This window comes from Pseudomonas rhizosphaerae (assembly GCF_000761155.1).
Classification (GTDB): domain Bacteria; phylum Pseudomonadota; class Gammaproteobacteria; order Pseudomonadales; family Pseudomonadaceae; genus Aquipseudomonas; species Aquipseudomonas rhizosphaerae.
On the sequence record NZ_CP009533.1, the window covers coordinates 4,342,464 to 4,358,766 of the forward strand.

The window sequence follows — 16,303 nt, forward strand, 5'->3', positions numbered from 1 at the left end:
CCGCCGACGCGGCTTGCGCCACCCCCTGTAGCAGCGGCGCAAGCCGCGTCCGGCCACACCGCGTTGCACCTGACACACCGCACCCACCGCCGACGCGGCTTGCGCCACCCCCCTGTAGCAGCGGCGCAAGCCGCGTCCGGCCGCACTGCGTTGTGCCTGACATAACGCATCGATCGCCGACGCGGCTTGCGCCGCTGCTACAGGGGCCGTGATTCGGGTCTTGGCTTACCCGTTCATTTCGGCGAAATGCGCCATCATGCGTTCGGCGTCGGCTTGTCGGCCGCTGAACAGCTCGAAGGCCTTGACGGCCTGGAACACTGCCATGGTGCCGCCGTCCAGCGTGCGGCAACCCAAGGCGCGGGCTTCGCGCAGCAGTTCGGTCTCAAGCGGAAAATAGACGATCTCGGCCACCCACAGCGCCGGGCGCAGGGCCGCCTTGGGCACCGGCATGCCTGGCAGCTTGGCCATGCCCATCGGTGTGGTGTTGACCAGGCCATCGGCCTCGGCCAAGGCCGTCAGCAGGTCGCTGCCTGCCTGCGCCGGCTGTCCCGGAAAATGCTGGTTGAGGTTGTCCGCCAAAGCCTGTGCCCGGGCCGGCTCCACATCGAAGATGCTCAATTGCTGCACGCCTTCGAGCAGCAACGCATGAGCCACCGCCGCACCGGCACCGCCGGCACCCATTTGCACCACCCGGTCACGCTTGGCCTCACGCATGCCGCGGCGGAAACCCTCGGCGAACCCCAGGCAATCAGTGTTGTGGCCGACCCGTTTGCCATCCTTGAGCACGACGGTGTTCACGGCGCCGATTCCAGAGGCCTCCGGCGACAGCTCATCGAGCAGGGGAATGATCGCCTGCTTGGCCGGAAAGGTGATGTTGAGGCCGGTGAAGCTCATGCGTTGAGCTGCAGTGAGCAGCTCTTCGAGGGCACCGTTGTCGAGCTTCAGTGCATCCAGGTCGATCAACCGGTAGACATACCCCAAGCCCTGCGCCGCGCCTTCGCGCTCGTGCATGGCCGGGGTGCGGGACTGCTGGATACCGGCGCCGATCAGGCCCGCCAGGACGTTATTGCTGCTCATCGGGTGACTCCATTGTTATTGTTTGTGCAATGGAGATAAATTGTACGAACTAGTTACTTACGTCAAATGGTTTCGACGAGCCGCTTGATGCGCCTCAACGGCGCACCAGCAGAACCCCTGATTCCATGTGGTGGGTGTACGGAAACTGGTCGAACAACGCGCACTTGGCCACCCGATGGGTATCGTGCAATTGCTCGATATTGGCTGCCAGTGTCTCCGGATTGCAGGAGATGTACAGGATGTTGTCGAAGCGTCGGGTCAGCTCGCAGGTGTCCACGTCCATGCCGGCCCGTGGCGGATCGACGAACACGCTGCCGAAGTCATAGGCCTTGAGATCGATACCCTGCAGACGACGGAACGGACGCACCTCGTTGAGCGCTTCGGTCAGCTCTTCGGCCGACAGGCGCACCAGGGTCACGTTGTCGACGCCGTTGTCATCGAGGTTGTGCAAGGCAGCGGCGACCGACGTCTTGCTGATTTCCGTGGCCAGCACCTTGCGCACCTGCGTGGCCAGCGGCAGGGTGAAATTGCCGTTGCCGCAGTACAGCTCCAGCAGATCGTCGTCGCGCGGGCCCAGGGCCTCGTATGCCCAGTTGAGCATCTTCTGGTTGACCGTGCCGTTGGGCTGGGTGAACGCGCCTTCGGGCTGGCGATAGCGGAACGTACGACCAGCCACCTCGAGCGCCTCGACCGCATAGTCGCGGCCGATGACCACGCGCTTGCCCTTGGAGCGACCGATGATGCTCACGCTCAGGTCGCTCGCCAGCTGCTCGGCAGCGCGCTGCCAGTGCTCGTCCAGCGGGCGGTGGTAGCACAGGGTGACCATGGCATCGCCGTCCAGGGTGGTCAGGAATTCCACCTGGAACAGCTTGTTGCTCAGCGCCGCATCGGCCTGCCAGGCGGCTTTGAGGCGCGGCATCAGTTCATTGATGCGCTGGCTTGCGATGGGAAAGCTGTCGATCAGGATCGGCACATGCTTCTCGCCCGGCGCGAACATGGCGTAATGACGCTGGCCATCCTCGCGCCACAGGCGAAATTCCGCACGCAGCCGGTAGTGCTCGCGAGGCGAATCGAACACAGCCGGTTCCGGCGCATCGAACGGCGCCAGCAACGCGCGCAGGCGCGCTACCTTTTCATCCAACTGCTGGGTGTAGGAGGAGGGGTCGAGAACAGCACTCATGGATACCAGCCCAGTTTCACAACGAACAGAATGGAAAGAATCACCAGCGCCGAGTTCAGGTCGCGGGTACGGCCCGCCAGCAGTTTGATCACGGTCCAGGCGATGAAGCCGAAGGCGATGCCGTTGGCGATCGAATAGGTCAGCGGCATGGCCAGGGCGGTGACCACCACTGGGGCGGCTTCGGTGATGTCGTCCCACTCGATTTCAGCCAGGCCCGACGCCATCAATACCGCCACGAAGAACAACGCCGGTGCCGTGGCATAGGCCGGCACGCTGCCTGCCAGCGGGGCGAAGAACAGTGCCAGCAGAAACAGCACCGCGACCACGATGGCGGTCAGGCCGGTACGGCCCCCGGCGCTGACGCCCGCTGCCGACTCGATGTAGCTGGTGGTGGTGGAAGTACCCAGCAGCGAACCGGCCATGGCCGCCGTGCTGTCAGCGATCAGCGCCCGCCCCATCTTCGGCATGTGGCCGTCTTTGCCCATCAGGCCAGCGCGCTTGGCCACGCCGATCAAGGTCCCGGAGTTGTCGAACAGATCGACGAACAGGAAGGCGAAGATCACGCTGAGCAGGCCGATGTCCAAGGCCCCGGCGATGTCCAGTTGCATGAAGGTCGGCGCCAGCGAAGGCGGCATCGACACCAATCCGTTGAACGGGCTGAAGCCCAGCAGGATCGACGCGGTGGTCACTACAAGAATGCCGATCAGCACCGCGCCGCGCACCTTGCGTGCCTCCAGGGCGACGATCAGGAAAAAGCCAAGGATGGCGAGCACCGCACCGGGCTTGGTCAGGTCGCCCATGCCCACCACAGTGGCCGGGTTGCCCACCACAATCCCGGCGCCTTGCAGCGCGATCAGCGCCAGGAACAGACCGATGCCCGCAGCGATGGCCGAACGCAGCGGCAAGGGGATGCTGTTGACGATCCATTCGCGGATCCGAAAGATCGACAGCAGGAAAAAGCACACCGCCGAGATGAACACCGCGCCCAGCGCCACCTGCCAGGTGTGGCCCATGTGCAAGACCACGGTGTAGGTGAAGAAGGCGTTCAGGCCCATGCCCGGTGCCAGGGCGATCGGGTAGTTGGCGATCAGGCCCATGACCGTCGAGCCGATGGCCGCGGCCAGGCAGGTGGCGACGAACACCGCGCCCTTGTCCATGCCGGTTTCGCCCAGGATGCTGGGGTTGACGAACAGGATGTAGGCCATCGCCAGAAAGGTCGTGACCCCGGCGAGTATTTCCGTGCGCACGTTGGTGTTGTGCGCCTTGAGTTGAAACAGCCTTTCCAGCATGCCCGCTCCCTGTGGCGCGTTTTGCGCCGTTGCCGTTGTTGTCGAGTGTTGTCGTGTCGACCCTGATAGCAAAGCACATCCGGGCGGTAAAAAAAGCCGCGCATCATACCAGCACGGTCGTGGGGAAACACTCATCAGCTCGTCTGAACGAATGACCGGCGCTTCAAGTCGTACCTGCAAACGACGCGACATGAAAAATGCCGCGCATGAAAGCTGAACCACCGTGAGGTCGACCCGATGAGCACCCTTTCTTCCAGCGCTGGCGCGCAGCCGTACGCCAGCCACAGCATCTCCCTGCAACTCAATGGCCAGTCGCGCCAGCTCGATGTGTTGCCCTGGACCACCCTGCTGGACCTGCTGCGCGAACAGCTCGACCTGGTCGGCAGCAAAAAAGGCTGCGACCACGGTCAGTGCGGCGCCTGCACCGTGCTGCTCAATGGCAAGCGGGTCAACGCCTGCCTGACCCTGGCCGTGATGTGCGACGGCGCCGAGTTGACCACCATCGAAGGCCTGGCGCAGGGTGATCAACTGCACCCAGTGCAAGCCGCGTTCATCAAGCACGATGCCTTCCAGTGCGGTTACTGCACCCCAGGGCAGATCTGCTCGGCCGTTGGCCTGATCAACGAAGGCCGCGCCGAATCCAGCGCCGACATCAAGGAATTGATGAGCGGCAACCTGTGCCGTTGCGGCGCCTACAGCAACATCCGCGCGGCCATCGAAGAAGTGGTGGAAGTGCAGGGGGGTGAACGCTCATGAATCCGTTTACCTATGCCAAGCCAGCAGCCGTCGATGAAGCCGTGCGCCTGGCTGGTCCACGCTCGCGCTTCATCGCCGGTGGCACCAACCTGCTCGACCTGATGAAAGAAAACGTCATGCAGCCCGAGCAGCTCATCGACATCACCGGGCTGCCCCTGCGCGAAGTCGAGGAAACCGCCGACGGCGGCGTGCGCATTGGCGCCTTGGTCAGCAATGCCGACCTGGCCTGGCACCCGCTGATCGAGCAGCGTTACCCATTGCTCAGCCAGGCGATCCTGGCCGGTGCTTCGCCACAGCTGCGCAACATGGCCAGCACGGGCGGCAACCTCCTGCAACGCACGCGCTGCTACTACTTCTACGATTCGAAAATGCCCTGCAACAAGCGTGAGCCTGGCACCGGCTGCCCAGCCAAGGATGGCCTGAATCGCATCCATGCCATCCTGGGCGCCAGCGAGCAATGCGTGGCCACCCATCCTTCGGACATGTGCGTGGCCCTGGCAGCTTTGGCTGCCGTGGTCCATGTGCAGGGTCCGAACGGCGCGCGCACCATCGAGTTTGCCGACTTCCATCGCCTGCCTGCGGATGCGCCCGAGCGCGACAACCAACTGGCCGATGACGAGCTGATCACGGCGGTAGAACTGCCCGCCGCTGGCTTCACGGCCCACAGCCAGTACCTGAAGATCCGCGACCGCGCTTCCTATGCCTTTGCCTTGGTGTCAGTTGCCGCAGCACTGGAGCTAGACGGCGAGACCATCCGCGACGCTCGCCTGGCACTGGGCGGTGTCGCCCACAAGCCGTGGCGCGATGAGGCGGTGGAGCGCCTGCTGATCGGCCAGCCCGCCACCGCCGAAACCTTTGGCAAAGCTGCCGATGCCCTGTTGCAGGACGCTCGCGGCCTGCAGCACAACACCTTCAAGATCAAGCTGGCCCGCCGCGCGATAGTCCGTGCCCTGAGCGATGCCGCCAAAGGGGAGATGCAGCGATGAGCACACTTGGCAAACCCATGGACCGCGTCGACGGTCTGCTCAAGGTGACCGGTCAGGCGCGCTACGCTGGCGAGTTCCCCGAAGATGGCCTGCTGTTCGGCAGCGTCGTCTCCAGCACCATCGCCAACGGCCGCGTGCTGTCCATCGATGCGTCCAAGGCCTTGGCCCTGCCGGGCGTGGTGGCGGTGATCGACCACACCAACCGGCCGAAGCTGGCCAGCTACGATGAAAAATACGAAGACGACGATGCCGCCGACGGCTCGCCGTTTCGCCCGCTGTACAACGACAACGTGCTCTACAGCGGCCAGCCGCTGGCGCTGGTCGTCGCGGACAATCTGGAACTGGCACGCCATGCCGGCTCCCTGGTGCACATCGAGTACGCCCAGGAAGCTCACCAGACCGACCTGCACGCCCAATTGTCCGGCGCCAAGTCGGCACCGGCCGAATTGCCTGAGCCGCGCGGCGATTTCGCTGGCCAGTTCGGCGCGGCAGCAATCAAGGTCGACGCCACCTACGACACCCCGGTCGAGCACCACAACCCGATGGAGCCCCACGCCAGCACCGCGCTCTATCAAGCCGATGGCAGCTTGGTCATCCACGACAAGACCCAGAGCACGCAGAACTGCCAGACCTATCTGTCCAACGTGTTCGGCCTGGACAAGGACAAGATCCGCGTCATGGCCGCTTTCGTCGGCGGTGCCTTCGGTTCCGGCCTGCGTCCCCAGTACCAATTGCCACTGGCCGTGATGGCCGCCCTGCACCTCAAGCGCTCGGTGCGCGTGACCCTGACCCGCCAGCAGATGTTCACCTTCGGCTACCGTCCACGCACCGTGCAGCAGCTGCAACTGGCCTGCAGTGCCGACGGCAAGCTGCAGGCGGTAGGGCATACCGCAACCGGCCAGACCTCGCGCTTCGAGGACTTCACCGAGCACGTCGTGGAATGGAGCGGCATGCTCTACCACTGCGACAACGTCAAGTTGACCTATAACCTGGTGCCCCTGGACGTGTTCACCCCGCTCGACATGCGTGCTCCGGGAGCCGCCCTGGGCTTGATCGGCCTGGAATGCGCGATGGACGAACTGGCCGTGGCGGCCAAGATCGACCCCGTGCAGCTGCGCTTGGTCAATTTCTCCGACACCAACCAGAACGAAGGCAAGCCGTACTCCAGCAAGGAGCTCAAGGCCTGCTACCAGCAGGGCGCCGAGCGTTTCGGCTGGAACCAGCGCACGGTCGAGCCGCGCAGCATGCGCCGCGACAACCAGTTGGTCGGCATGGGCATGGCCGGTGGCGTGTGGGAAGCCATGCAGATGCCGGCCAGCGCCAAGGCCAAAATCGACAAGCAAGGCAAGCTGGTGGTCAGCAGCGCAACCACCGACATCGGCACCGGTACCTACACGGTCATGACCCAGATCGCCGCTGCGGCAGCGGGCGTTGCTGCACAGGACGTGGAATTCAAGCTGGGCGACTCGTCGCTGCCCACCGCGCCACTGCAAGGTGGCTCGTTCACCGTGTCGTCGGTCGGGACCGCCGTGCAGCAGGCCTGCGAGGCCCTCAAGGCCAAGCTGATCCACGCCGCCAGCCAGGTGCAGCCGGCCTTCGCCGAGGCAGATCCTGCGCAGGTGTTCGTCGAGAACGGCGAGCTACGCTGTCCAGGTCATCACCTGTCGTTGCAGAACCTGACCGACATCGATGGCTCGGACACCTTCGAGGCACAAGTCGATGCCGAGCCGGACAAGAAGCGTGAAGGCTACGCCACGGCCACGCATTCGGCGGTGTTCGTCGAAGTGGAAGTGGACGAAGACCTCGGCACCATCCGCGTGACCCGCGTGGTCAGCGCCGTAGCCGCCGGGCGTGTAGTGAACCCAAAGATGGCCCGCAGCCAGATTCTCGGCGGCGTGGTCTGGGGCCTGGGCATGGCCCTGCAGGAAGAAACCCAGACCGACCACAACCTGGGCCGCTTCATGAACCACAGCCTGGCCGAGTACCACATTCCGGTGAATGCCGACATCAACGACATCGACGTGATTTTCGTCGACGAACCTGACGACATCGTCAACGCCCTGGGCTCCAAGGGCGTCGGCGAGATCGGCATCGTCGGCGTCGCCGCCGCGGTGGCGAACGCCATCTATCACGCCACCGGCAAGCGTGTTCGTGAGTTTCCCATTACTTTGGACAAGGTGATGTAAGACTTACGGGTCCGAGCGCAGGCATGGAGATGGTGCATGCCTGCGGCTTCTATCAGGACGCTTTCAGGACGTCTGGGCAATGGACGTCAATGCCTACCAGGCTGAATCGCCCTTGAACTGCTGCAAATGGTAAGGCTATACATCCCTTATATCTTTCTTTCTTATTGACTCGTCTGCTCGCCATAAGTTGTGCAGGTGATATCAATGTGCATACTGTTATTGTCGCAGTCGTTATCAAAATGTTCCTACAGAACTTTCCGAATAATCCCAAGAACTTATCCTGTGCTGTAACAGTTTCTAATCAATGGGTTGGAAGCCTTGCTTGACTGTGAGATGGCCAATCCGGCTAAAGTACCGCTGCGCCACGATCAAATACGCGATGCCAATGCCGTATTTTTCCAACGTCCGCAATGAATATCAATTGTCAGGAGGCATTCGGTGAATGTATCGAAGATCGACTCTATTCAAATTGCAAAACCGCCAGCTCAAGGGTCGAAGTCGGCGCCTGAAGATACGGGTAACTTTCGTCAGACATTGATGGAAGTGTCGAATACCGCACTCCTCAGGCACGACAGCGTCACCCTTTCTCCAGCGGCCACGGGCATGGCCGAAAGACAAAGAGAAATCGAGCGGGTGCGGGCGCAGGGGCAAGAGTTGGGTGAATGTGGAATAAGCCGCGCTGAGTTGGCAACGAGTCAAGTGCCCAAATGGATGATGGGTTTTGCCAACGTCATTGTCGAGGTCGTGGGTTCGCAAACTTTCGAGACCCGTCTCACACCCAATGCGACAGACGACCAGATGAAAGAGTTCAGTGAGCGCCTGCAGGTCAAAAAACAAGCAGTCCTGGAAGCTCATGGTTTATGGGGGCTCGATGCGCTGGACCAGTATGTGCTCATGAATACAACGCCTAAGTTGGAAGCTCTCTTGCATCAAGACATGAACGACGTCATACGTGCGGATTCACGTTTGATGGAGCTTATCAGTGAAATAGGCTTTTACATGACCGATGTTGAATCATCAGAAGTCTGATTTCCCAGGCTTTTATCAAGGAGTACAAAAGATGTCCATGCAATGGAAAGCTATTTCAGTGGGTGCGGTATTGCTAGCGTGTTCGGGTGGCAATCATGCTGCAGTTCCCTTACTTGAAGCAGTGCGCAGTGCGGGCATGCATGTGCCTGCACTCGACGACGGGCAGATGGCGCAAATAAAAGGTGCCGCCCGCATCGGTGGTCAGGCCCGGCCAAGCGTTACTCAGAGGATCAAGACCCATCAGGTCACTTGGAAGAAGCGCGGCAGTCAATCTGATTATCGTGCCTATCAATATCAGGGATTCAGTTATTCACCGCATGAAAACAAATGGTATCGGGATGGGGGCACGCAGGAGCTGGTTGCTGGCGATGTATGGCTCGCCGATTCCACCAGCCGTATGAACGCCTGGAATCGTGCCTATGCCCGCGAAATCGAGCATCACTATCAGGCCTTTGAACGCGACACCAATGCACCGAAAAACTATGGCTTCCGTGCCAGTCAATGGTCGCGGCCGGTCTCCACGTTCCGCTGGTGACCCGAAAGCGCAGCCCGGCTTGGGGCTGCGCTCACTCTGCTACCCATCGCAAGGACGCCCATGGCTATCTTGTTTCCGCTCTCGCGTCTGTTCGCGAGTGCCAGCATCCTGTTGTCTATCACTACTGGTACGTTAGCCGATACGGTGCACCTGAAGAATGGTGACAGCCTGTCTGGCAGGTTAATCAGCTACGAAGGGGATGTCTGCGTTTTCAGCACTCCCTACGCGATGGGCTTGACCATCCGAACCGCCGATATTGGGTCAATGCAAACCGATCACCCTTATGAAGTGCAGTTCAAGAACGGCGATCGAGCCTCAGGACACTTGGTGAGTGAAAGCGCCCGGGTCACGCGACTTTCATCCGAAATTTTCGGTGAGGTCGAATTGAAGCTGGCCGACATCGCTGTACTGCAGCGAAACTTAATTGAACAGCGTGAACCAGCAGTAGCGCGTGACCACATCGAATACGGAGAGCGTGCCGACCCGCCGCCGCTGGATTTTCTGGTGGGCTCCACGGTTTTGCTCGGGCCAGGCGAGTATGAACTCGACATGGGCTTGGTATACAAGCAAAGCCGCCGGCAACACAATCTGTTCGACGTTGGTTATTTTCAGAAATCTTCCTACAGCGCACGTGTGCTGCAGTTCGAACCCACGCTCCGTGCAGGGCTTTTTGACCGGCTCGAAGCGCATCTGACAGTGCCGTTCTCTTATACGAGCGTCGAAGATGTCTCTTCAAATGAGTATGTGAGCACTTCCAGCGCGTGGGACCTGGCGGACATAGGCATGGGAATTCAGTACCAGTGGCTCGACGAAACCGCCGCCTATCCGGCGCTTTCGTTTACGTTCGACATCGGTGCTCCCACCGGCCGCAAACGCTACAACGATGCAGCCAACCGATGGAAGGATCCGTTGAACAACGGCTCCGGGCACTGGAGCGTAGCGCCCGGCATTGCCTGGGTGCGCCGCACCGATCCGGCCATTCTGTTTGGCGGGCTCAGTTATCAACACTTTTTCGAGAACACCATCGATGGCTACACCGTAAAGCCAGGCTGGGCGTTGCGGAGTTACCTGGGCGCAGGCTTTGCACTCAATGAGAAGCTGTCCATAGGCGCTCGATTCTCTTATAGCTATACCGCCAATCTGAGAGCAGGTAGACGAACCATCAAAGGCACTGACATTGATCCGGCAGATCTTGCCTTCAATGTGTCCTATAGGCTGCACGAGGACTGGGTAATTTCTCCTCAAGTTATGCTGGGCCTCAATGACGACGCGGGACCGGCTTCCATGTCATTGAACCTCAAGCGCAAGTTCAATTGATGCGTTATTCCGAGTTGGGTCTGGTCTCCGTCCTTGGATTGGCCACTGTGGCGAATGCTTCGCCGTTTCAGGCACCCCGGCCACTTTCCGAATTGCGCATGGAACGCATAGAGCGCCAGACGCTGGATTATTCATGCGGGGCCGCGGCATTGACCATTCTGCTCAACCTGTATTTTGGCGAAACGCTGCACGAGCAGGATGTACTCGCTGACATGGTTGGCAGGCTGTCTCGGGAGCAGGCAGTGGAGCGAGCCACTCAGGGATTTTCTCTGCTTGACCTCAAAACCACTGCTCAGCGTTTGGGTTACCAGGCCGAAGGTGTGATATTGCCCCGCCAGGCATTGGCTTCGCTGAAAGGTCCGGTGATCATTCTGCTCAGGCAACGCTCACTCAATCATTTTGTGGTGCTCAAAGGCATAGGCCGGGGCAGTGCATTGCTGGCAGACCCTGCGCGAGGGCACATTCGTATGCCGCTGTTTGAACTGTATGAGCAGTGGCAGGGCGAAACACTGGTGCTGGGCCGTGACCACTTCGGCTTGCCATTGGAGCATGGATTAAAGGTGCCGGCGCGTAGCCTGATTGCTCCTGAGCGGGAGACCGTGCGGACGCTTCAGCGCAGTCCTGTGCAGTGACGGGTACGACGGGGGAGCATCCTTATCTATCTGCGAACTGCGAAGCATCAACAGAACAGATACCGCGATAAATCCCCATACCAGACAAAAGTAAACCGGGTGCGACATCCGGTCGTGCGGCACTAAACCACACGGGTCAAACGCGCAAACAGGTCTACTCTTTGAGGGTATCTTGATCCATGTCAACGCCTCGCCCGGCGCGGCATGGCGGCCACACGGCCACAATCCCTGCGACGTGGAAACCATCCGAACCAAGTCAGACCGCGCTTCCCTCGCAGGGGCCGCAGGCATGGGCTGCTCGCCCGCGCCGGTTCACCTGATAGAGGAAGCCCCATGTTCGGCTTAGAGGCAATCGATCTCGCCCGAATGCAGTTTGCGTTTACGGTCTCGTTCCACATTCTGTTTCCCGCCATCACCATCGGTCTGGCCAGCTACCTGGCCGTGCTCGAAGGCATGTGGCTGAAAACCCGTGACGACACCTACCGCGACCTGTATCACTTCTGGTCGAAGATATTCGCCGTCAACTTCGGCATGGGCGTGGTCTCCGGCCTGGTCATGGCCTACCAGTTCGGCACCAACTGGAGCCGGTTCTCCGACTTCGCCGGCGCCGTCACCGGGCCGTTGCTGACCTATGAAGTGCTGACCGCATTCTTCCTGGAGGCGGGCTTCCTGGGTGTCATGCTGTTCGGCTGGAACCGTGTGGGCCGTGGCCTGCACTTCTTCTCGACGTTGATGGTGGCGATCGGCACGCTGATCTCCACGTTCTGGATCCTGGCCTCCAACAGCTGGATGCAAACGCCCCAGGGCCACGCGATCGTCGACGGCCGGGTGATTCCGGTCGACTGGTTCGCGGTGATCTTCAACCCCTCGTTCCCGTTCCGCCTGGCGCACATGTCCATTGCCGCCTTCGTTGCGACGGCGTTCTTCGTCGGTGCCTCGGCCGCCTGGCACTTGTTGCGCGGGCGCAATACGCCGGCCATCCGCCGGATGTTCTCCATGGCCATGTGGATGGCGCTGATCGTCGCCCCGGTGCAGGCCTTCGTCGGCGATATGCACGGCTTGAACACCCTCGAGCACCAGCCCGCCAAGATCGCCGCGATCGAAGGCCACTGGGAAAACAAGGGTGACGAAGCCACGCCGCTGATCCTCTTCGGCTGGCCCGACATGGAAGCGGAGAAAACCCGTTTCGCGGTCGAGATTCCTTACTTGGGCAGCTTGATCCTGACCCACAGCCTGGACAAGCAGGTGCCGGCGCTCAAATCCTTTCCCAAGGAAGATCGGCCCAATTCGACCATCGTCTTCTGGTCGTTCCGTGTCATGGCCGGCCTGGGCATGCTGATGATCTTCGTCGGTCTGTGGAGCGTCTGGCTGCGCAAGAAAGACGCGCTGTTCACCTGCCGTCCGTTCCTGTACTTGACCCTGTGGATGGGGCCATCGGGGCTGATCGCGTTGCTGGCCGGCTGGTTCACCACCGAGATCGGCCGTCAGCCGTGGGTGGTCTATGGCCTGATGCGCACCGCCGATGCCTCCTCCAACCACAGCGTCACGCAGATGAGCATCACCCTGGTGATGTTCGTCGTGGTGTACTTCTCGCTGTTCGGCGTGGGCCTGGGCTACATGATGCGCCTGGTGCGCAAGGGTCCCAAGGCACACGAAGAAACCATCAACACCGGCGGTCCTGGTACCCAGCGCACCCCTGCACGTCCTCTGTCCGCTGCCCATGAAGGCACGGAAGAAGGCCAAACCGACACCTTGAGCAAGGGGCACTAAGCATGGGTATCGATCTTCCCTTCATCTGGGCCGTGATCATCGTCTTCGGCATCATGATGTACGTGATCATGGACGGCTTCGACCTGGGCATCGGCATCCTGTTTCCCTTCATGAAAGATGAAGGCGACCGCGATGTCATGATGAATACCGTGGCACCGGTCTGGGACGGCAACGAAACCTGGCTGGTGCTGGGCGGTGCGGCGCTGTTCGGCGCGTTCCCGCTGGCCTATTCGGTAGTGTTGTCGGCGCTCTACCTGCCGCTGATCCTGATGCTGATGGGCCTGATCTTCCGTGGCGTGGCGTTCGAGTTCCGCTTCAAGGCGACCGCGGCCAAGCGCCACGTGTGGGACAAGGCGTTCATCGGCGGCTCGCTGACAGCAACGTTCTTCCAGGGCGTGGCCCTGGGCGCGTACATCGACGGCATTCCCGTGGTCGGCCGCAACTACGCCGGTGGCGGCCTCGACTGGCTGACCCCGTTCAGCCTGTTCTGCGGCCTGGCGCTGATCGTGGCCTACGCCTTGCTCGGCTGCACCTGGCTGATCATGAAGACCGAAGGCAGCCTGCAGCAGGCCATGCACAAGCTGGCGCCGCCACTGACCTACGGGCTGTTGATCGTGACCGGTATCGTCAGCATCTGGACACCCCTGGCCCATGGCGATATCGCCACGCGCTGGTTCAGCATGCCGAACCTGTTCTACTTCCTGCCGGTGCCGATCCTGGTGCTGGCTACGGTTATCGGCCTGCTGCGCTCGGTCAAACGCAACGCGCACTACACGCCGTTCCTGCTGACCCTGCTGCTGGTGTTCCTGGGCTACAGCGGCCTGGGTATCAGCTTGTGGCCGAACATCATCCCGCCGTCGATCTCGATCTGGGAAGCGTCGTCGCCGCCACAGAGCCAGGGCTTCATCCTGGTGGGCACGCTGTTCATCATCCCGATCATCCTGGTGTACACCTTCTGGAGCTACTACGTGTTCCGCGGCAAGGTGACCCACGAAGACGGCTACCACTAGTCCAACCGCCGCTGCCCAGGCTGCAAGGCCTGGGTCGAGCAGGAGTAGAAGCATGAGCGAGAAACCGATCGTTACGCACAGCGAAGAGAAAAAGCCCTTGTGGAAACGCTTGGGCTGGCTGGTGGTGATCTATGCCGGCAGCGTCGTCGCGCTGGGCGTGTTTGCCATGTTGATCCGCCTGTTCATGACGGCGGCCGGGATGAAATCCCACTGAATCCCATCAGTGCTGCTCTGGCAGTGCTCTTTTTACAGCCCTCCTTGCGGAGGGCTTTTTTTTGGCCCTGAAAAACGCGTGCCGGGCGCTTATTTGCGCGCGCGCAACACCACGAACTTGGGCGTGGCAGCCACCTGTTCGACGCCGCGGAACAGCCTGGCCAGCTTGCTGTGATAACCCAGGTGGCGATTGCCGACGATGTACAGGTCGCCGCCGGTGACCAGCGCCTCGCGCGTCTGCTGGAACATGCGCCAGGCGAGGAAGTCACCCACCACCTGCTGCTGGTGAAACGGCGGATTGCACAGCACCACGTCCAGCGACTGCGGCGCCTGGCCGGCAAGGCCATCGCCAGCACGTACCTCGACCTGACGCGCGCCCAGGGCCGCCTGCCAGTTCTCCTGCGCCGATTGCACGGCCATGAACGACTCGTCCACCAGCGTGTAGCTGGCCTGCGGATTGGCCAGGGCGCTGACGATGGCCAGCACGCCGTTGCCGCAGCCCAGATCCGCAACCCGGGCCGCGCCAAGGTTGCGCGGCAGGTGCGGAAGGAACGCGCGGGTGCCGATGTCCAGCCCTTCGCGGCAGAACACGTTGGCGTGGTTGAGCAGCATCAGCCTGGGCTCGTCCAACTGATAGCGAGTCGGGTAGGGCGATATCGGCGCGGGCTTGCCTTCAGCAGTGGCGATCAACAGCCGCGCTTTCTTGACCGCCAGTGACGGTCGCATCGTGCCGATGTATTTTTCCAGCAAGTCACCTGCAGCGTGGGGCAAGTGCTTGACCATGCCGGCAGCGACCACTTCGGCGCCGGGCGCCAGGTGGCCGTGCAGGCGGATCAGCTGTTCTTCGAGCAGGGCCAGGGTCTTGGGTACACGCACCAGCACGCGGTCGAACGGACCCTGCACCGGCGCACTGGCGGGGACGAACTCAATGCTGTCGAATGGCAGGCCATTGCGCGTCAGGTTCTTCTCAAGCCCTAATGCGCCGAGGAATGAGTCGCCGCTACTGATCAGGTGCACCGAGCCTTGCAGACTGATGGCGAGCGCGCCGAAGCTGTCGTTGAGAATCAGCACCCGCGCCTGGGCAGGCAGGGGATGCTCGGCCATGTAGGCCAGCAGATACTCGTCTGCAGCATCGAACGCCTGCAACGGCTCGTTGGGTTGATCGGGCTGGCGGATCAGATCGAGTTCAGCGAAGGGCGAAGTCAGTACGGGCATGGCGGAAGGCACGAAAGCGGCAATAAAGGCGCGATTCTACCCGATCGCATGCAGTTCCTGTGGGAGCGGTCATCGGCCGCGAAAGCCTTACCTCACTCTACCTGATCCATCGCATCAGCCTTTCGCGGCCACAGACCGCTCCTACAGGTACGCTCCCCGGTGGCCACACAAACCAGCGGTGTTTATCTGCAGCAGTTTGCGAGAAAATACCGGCACTTGAACCCCGGAGCGCCCCATGACTGCCAGCGCAGAAAAATTCACTCGCCAGACCATTCTCGAGGTCCAGCCGCTGACCCCCAGCCTGTTCACCCTGCGCACAACCCGCGATGCCGGTTTCCGCTTCGTCGCTGGCCAGTTTGCCCGGCTGGGTGTCACCAAGGCCGACGGCAGTGTGGTGTGGCGTGCCTATTCGATGGCGTCTTCACCTCACGACGAATTTCTCGAATTCTTCTCCATTGTCGTTCCAGGCGGCGAGTTCACCAGTGAACTGAGCCGCTTGCGCGCGGGTGATGAGTTGTTGGTGGAAAAGCTGGCGACTGGTTATCTGACCCTGGATCGCTTCGTCGACGGTCGCGACCTGTGGATGCTGGCGACCGGCACCGGCGTGGCGCCCTTCGTGTCGATCCTCCAGGATTTTCCCGTGTGGGAGAAGTTCGAACACATCAAGCTGGTGTACAGCGCGCGCGAGGGCCAGGAACTGGCGTATCGGGAATTGATCGCCGGCCTTGAACAGCGTGATTACCTGGCCGAGTTTGCTGGCAAATTGCAGTTCATCCCGATCGTAACTCGGGAGAGAGTGCCTGGCACACTGCACGGTCGCATTACCGACCTGATTCAAAACGGCGATCTGGAGAAGACCGCCGCACTGGAGCTGACGCCCGAGCATTCACGGGTGATGATCTGCGGCAACCCGCAGATGATCGACGACACTCGACAACTGCTCAAGGGCCGTGACATGAACCTGAGCCTGAGCCGCCGCCCTGGCCAGGTCGCCGTCGAGAACTACTGGTAGCAGCCATCCCGTGGGAGCGGTCTGTGGCTGCGAAAGCCTCACCGAGGTCTACCTGACTCACCGCATCAACCCTTCGCGGCCACAGACCGCTCCCAC

General features: G+C 61.4%; 15 protein-coding genes. 11 read left to right on the forward strand and 4 right to left on the reverse strand.

Annotated features, from left to right (window positions below; genetic code table 11):
* Window positions 1-225 precede the first annotated feature (225 nt).
* The 3 genes from LT40_RS19235 to LT40_RS19245 all read right to left on the reverse strand — a co-directional run bounded on the left by LT40_RS19235 (window position 226) and on the right by LT40_RS19245 (window position 3,546).
* Entirely contained in the window at window positions 226-1,077 is an 852-nt protein-coding gene (locus tag LT40_RS19235; RefSeq protein ID WP_043192766.1) for a shikimate dehydrogenase, read from the reverse strand.
* Between the two features lie 94 nt (window positions 1,078-1,171).
* Window positions 1,172-2,257 (reverse strand): tRNA (uridine(54)-C5)-methyltransferase TrmA, encoded by a 1,086-nt coding sequence (gene trmA / locus LT40_RS19240; RefSeq protein ID WP_043192767.1) that lies wholly within the window; start codon window positions 2,255-2,257, stop codon window positions 1,172-1,174.
* Complete coding sequence (locus LT40_RS19245; protein WP_043192768.1) at window positions 2,254-3,546, reverse strand: NCS2 family permease; 1,293 nt, start codon at window positions 3,544-3,546, stop codon at window positions 2,254-2,256. The genes trmA and LT40_RS19245 overlap by 4 nt, the downstream gene beginning before the upstream one ends.
* A 237-nt stretch (window positions 3,547-3,783) precedes the next feature.
* On the opposite strand from LT40_RS19245, the gene LT40_RS19250 reads away from it, so the two are divergent.
* From LT40_RS19250 to LT40_RS21460, 10 genes are all read left to right on the forward strand, one after another.
* Window positions 3,784-4,302, forward strand: a complete 519-nt coding sequence (locus tag LT40_RS19250) for a (2Fe-2S)-binding protein (RefSeq protein WP_043192769.1) — start codon at window positions 3,784-3,786, stop codon at window positions 4,300-4,302.
* Window positions 4,299-5,288, forward strand: coding sequence for an FAD binding domain-containing protein (locus tag LT40_RS19255; RefSeq protein WP_043192770.1), 990 nt, complete (start codon window positions 4,299-4,301; stop codon window positions 5,286-5,288). Before LT40_RS19250 ends, LT40_RS19255 begins: the two co-directional genes overlap by 4 nt.
* A complete protein-coding gene (locus LT40_RS19260) occupies window positions 5,285-7,474 on the forward strand; it encodes a xanthine dehydrogenase family protein molybdopterin-binding subunit (RefSeq protein ID WP_043192773.1) in 2,190 nt (729 codons plus the stop codon). The genes LT40_RS19255 and LT40_RS19260 overlap by 4 nt, the downstream gene beginning before the upstream one ends.
* 438 nt (window positions 7,475-7,912) lie before the next feature.
* The gene (locus LT40_RS19265; protein ID WP_043192775.1) at window positions 7,913-8,503 is read left to right on the forward strand and encodes a hypothetical protein; all 591 of its coding nucleotides are present in this window, start codon (window positions 7,913-7,915) and stop codon (window positions 8,501-8,503) included.
* Between the two features lie 31 nt (window positions 8,504-8,534).
* Entirely contained in the window at window positions 8,535-9,038 is a 504-nt protein-coding gene (locus LT40_RS19270; protein ID WP_148308587.1) for a hypothetical protein, read from the forward strand.
* A 60-nt stretch (window positions 9,039-9,098) separates the two neighbouring features.
* Window positions 9,099-10,355, forward strand: coding sequence for a transporter (locus LT40_RS19275; protein ID WP_052393481.1), 1,257 nt, complete (start codon window positions 9,099-9,101; stop codon window positions 10,353-10,355).
* Complete coding sequence (locus LT40_RS19280) at window positions 10,355-10,987, forward strand: C39 family peptidase (RefSeq protein WP_043192776.1); 633 nt, start codon at window positions 10,355-10,357, stop codon at window positions 10,985-10,987. The genes LT40_RS19275 and LT40_RS19280 overlap by 1 nt, the downstream gene beginning before the upstream one ends.
* 333 nt (window positions 10,988-11,320) lie before the next feature.
* On the forward strand, window positions 11,321-12,757 hold the full coding sequence (locus LT40_RS19285) for a cytochrome ubiquinol oxidase subunit I (RefSeq protein WP_043192777.1): 1,437 nt from the start codon (window positions 11,321-11,323) through the stop codon (window positions 12,755-12,757).
* 2 nt (window positions 12,758-12,759) lie between these two features.
* Window positions 12,760-13,767, forward strand: coding sequence for a cytochrome d ubiquinol oxidase subunit II (gene cydB / locus LT40_RS19290; RefSeq protein WP_043192778.1), 1,008 nt, complete (start codon window positions 12,760-12,762; stop codon window positions 13,765-13,767).
* A gap of 52 nt (window positions 13,768-13,819) precedes the next feature.
* The gene (locus tag LT40_RS21460) at window positions 13,820-13,981 is read left to right on the forward strand and encodes a DUF2474 domain-containing protein (RefSeq protein WP_084139847.1); all 162 of its coding nucleotides are present in this window, start codon (window positions 13,820-13,822) and stop codon (window positions 13,979-13,981) included.
* 89 nt (window positions 13,982-14,070) lie between these two features.
* On the opposite strand, the gene LT40_RS19295 is transcribed toward LT40_RS21460, so the two are convergent.
* Window positions 14,071-15,195 (reverse strand): methyltransferase, encoded by a 1,125-nt coding sequence (locus LT40_RS19295; protein ID WP_043192779.1) that lies wholly within the window; start codon window positions 15,193-15,195, stop codon window positions 14,071-14,073.
* A gap of 235 nt (window positions 15,196-15,430) precedes the next feature.
* On the opposite strand from LT40_RS19295, the gene LT40_RS19300 reads away from it, so the two are divergent.
* Window positions 15,431-16,207: a ferredoxin--NADP reductase gene (locus LT40_RS19300; RefSeq protein WP_043192780.1), complete on the forward strand. Its 777-nt coding sequence runs from the start codon at window positions 15,431-15,433 to the stop codon at window positions 16,205-16,207.
* Window positions 16,208-16,303 lie beyond the last annotated feature (96 nt).

Bases quoted from the DNA above. Each gene is read 5' to 3' on its own strand.
- LT40_RS19275 (WP_052393481.1), top strand. From the start codon at position 9,099: ATGGCTATCTTGTTTCCGCTCTCGCGTCTGTTCGCGAGTGCCAGCATC.
- LT40_RS19235 (WP_043192766.1), bottom strand. From the start codon at position 1,077: ATGAGCAGCAATAACGTCCTGGCGGGCCTGATCGGCGCCGGTATCCAG.
- LT40_RS19260 (WP_043192773.1), top strand. From the start codon at position 5,285: ATGAGCACACTTGGCAAACCCATGGACCGCGTCGACGGTCTGCTCAAG.
- LT40_RS19255 (WP_043192770.1), top strand. From the start codon at position 4,299: ATGAATCCGTTTACCTATGCCAAGCCAGCAGCCGTCGATGAAGCCGTG.
- LT40_RS19285 (WP_043192777.1), top strand. From the start codon at position 11,321: ATGTTCGGCTTAGAGGCAATCGATCTCGCCCGAATGCAGTTTGCGTTT.
- trmA (WP_043192767.1), bottom strand. From the start codon at position 2,257: ATGAGTGCTGTTCTCGACCCCTCCTCCTACACCCAGCAGTTGGATGAA.
- LT40_RS19300 (WP_043192780.1), top strand. From the start codon at position 15,431: ATGACTGCCAGCGCAGAAAAATTCACTCGCCAGACCATTCTCGAGGTC.
- LT40_RS21460 (WP_084139847.1), top strand. From the start codon at position 13,820: ATGAGCGAGAAACCGATCGTTACGCACAGCGAAGAGAAAAAGCCCTTG.
- LT40_RS19245 (WP_043192768.1), bottom strand. From the start codon at position 3,546: ATGCTGGAAAGGCTGTTTCAACTCAAGGCGCACAACACCAACGTGCGC.
- LT40_RS19280 (WP_043192776.1), top strand. From the start codon at position 10,355: ATGCGTTATTCCGAGTTGGGTCTGGTCTCCGTCCTTGGATTGGCCACT.
- LT40_RS19295 (WP_043192779.1), bottom strand. From the start codon at position 15,195: ATGCCCGTACTGACTTCGCCCTTCGCTGAACTCGATCTGATCCGCCAG.
- LT40_RS19270 (WP_148308587.1), top strand. From the start codon at position 8,535: ATGTCCATGCAATGGAAAGCTATTTCAGTGGGTGCGGTATTGCTAGCG.
- LT40_RS19250 (WP_043192769.1), top strand. From the start codon at position 3,784: ATGAGCACCCTTTCTTCCAGCGCTGGCGCGCAGCCGTACGCCAGCCAC.
- cydB (WP_043192778.1), top strand. From the start codon at position 12,760: ATGGGTATCGATCTTCCCTTCATCTGGGCCGTGATCATCGTCTTCGGC.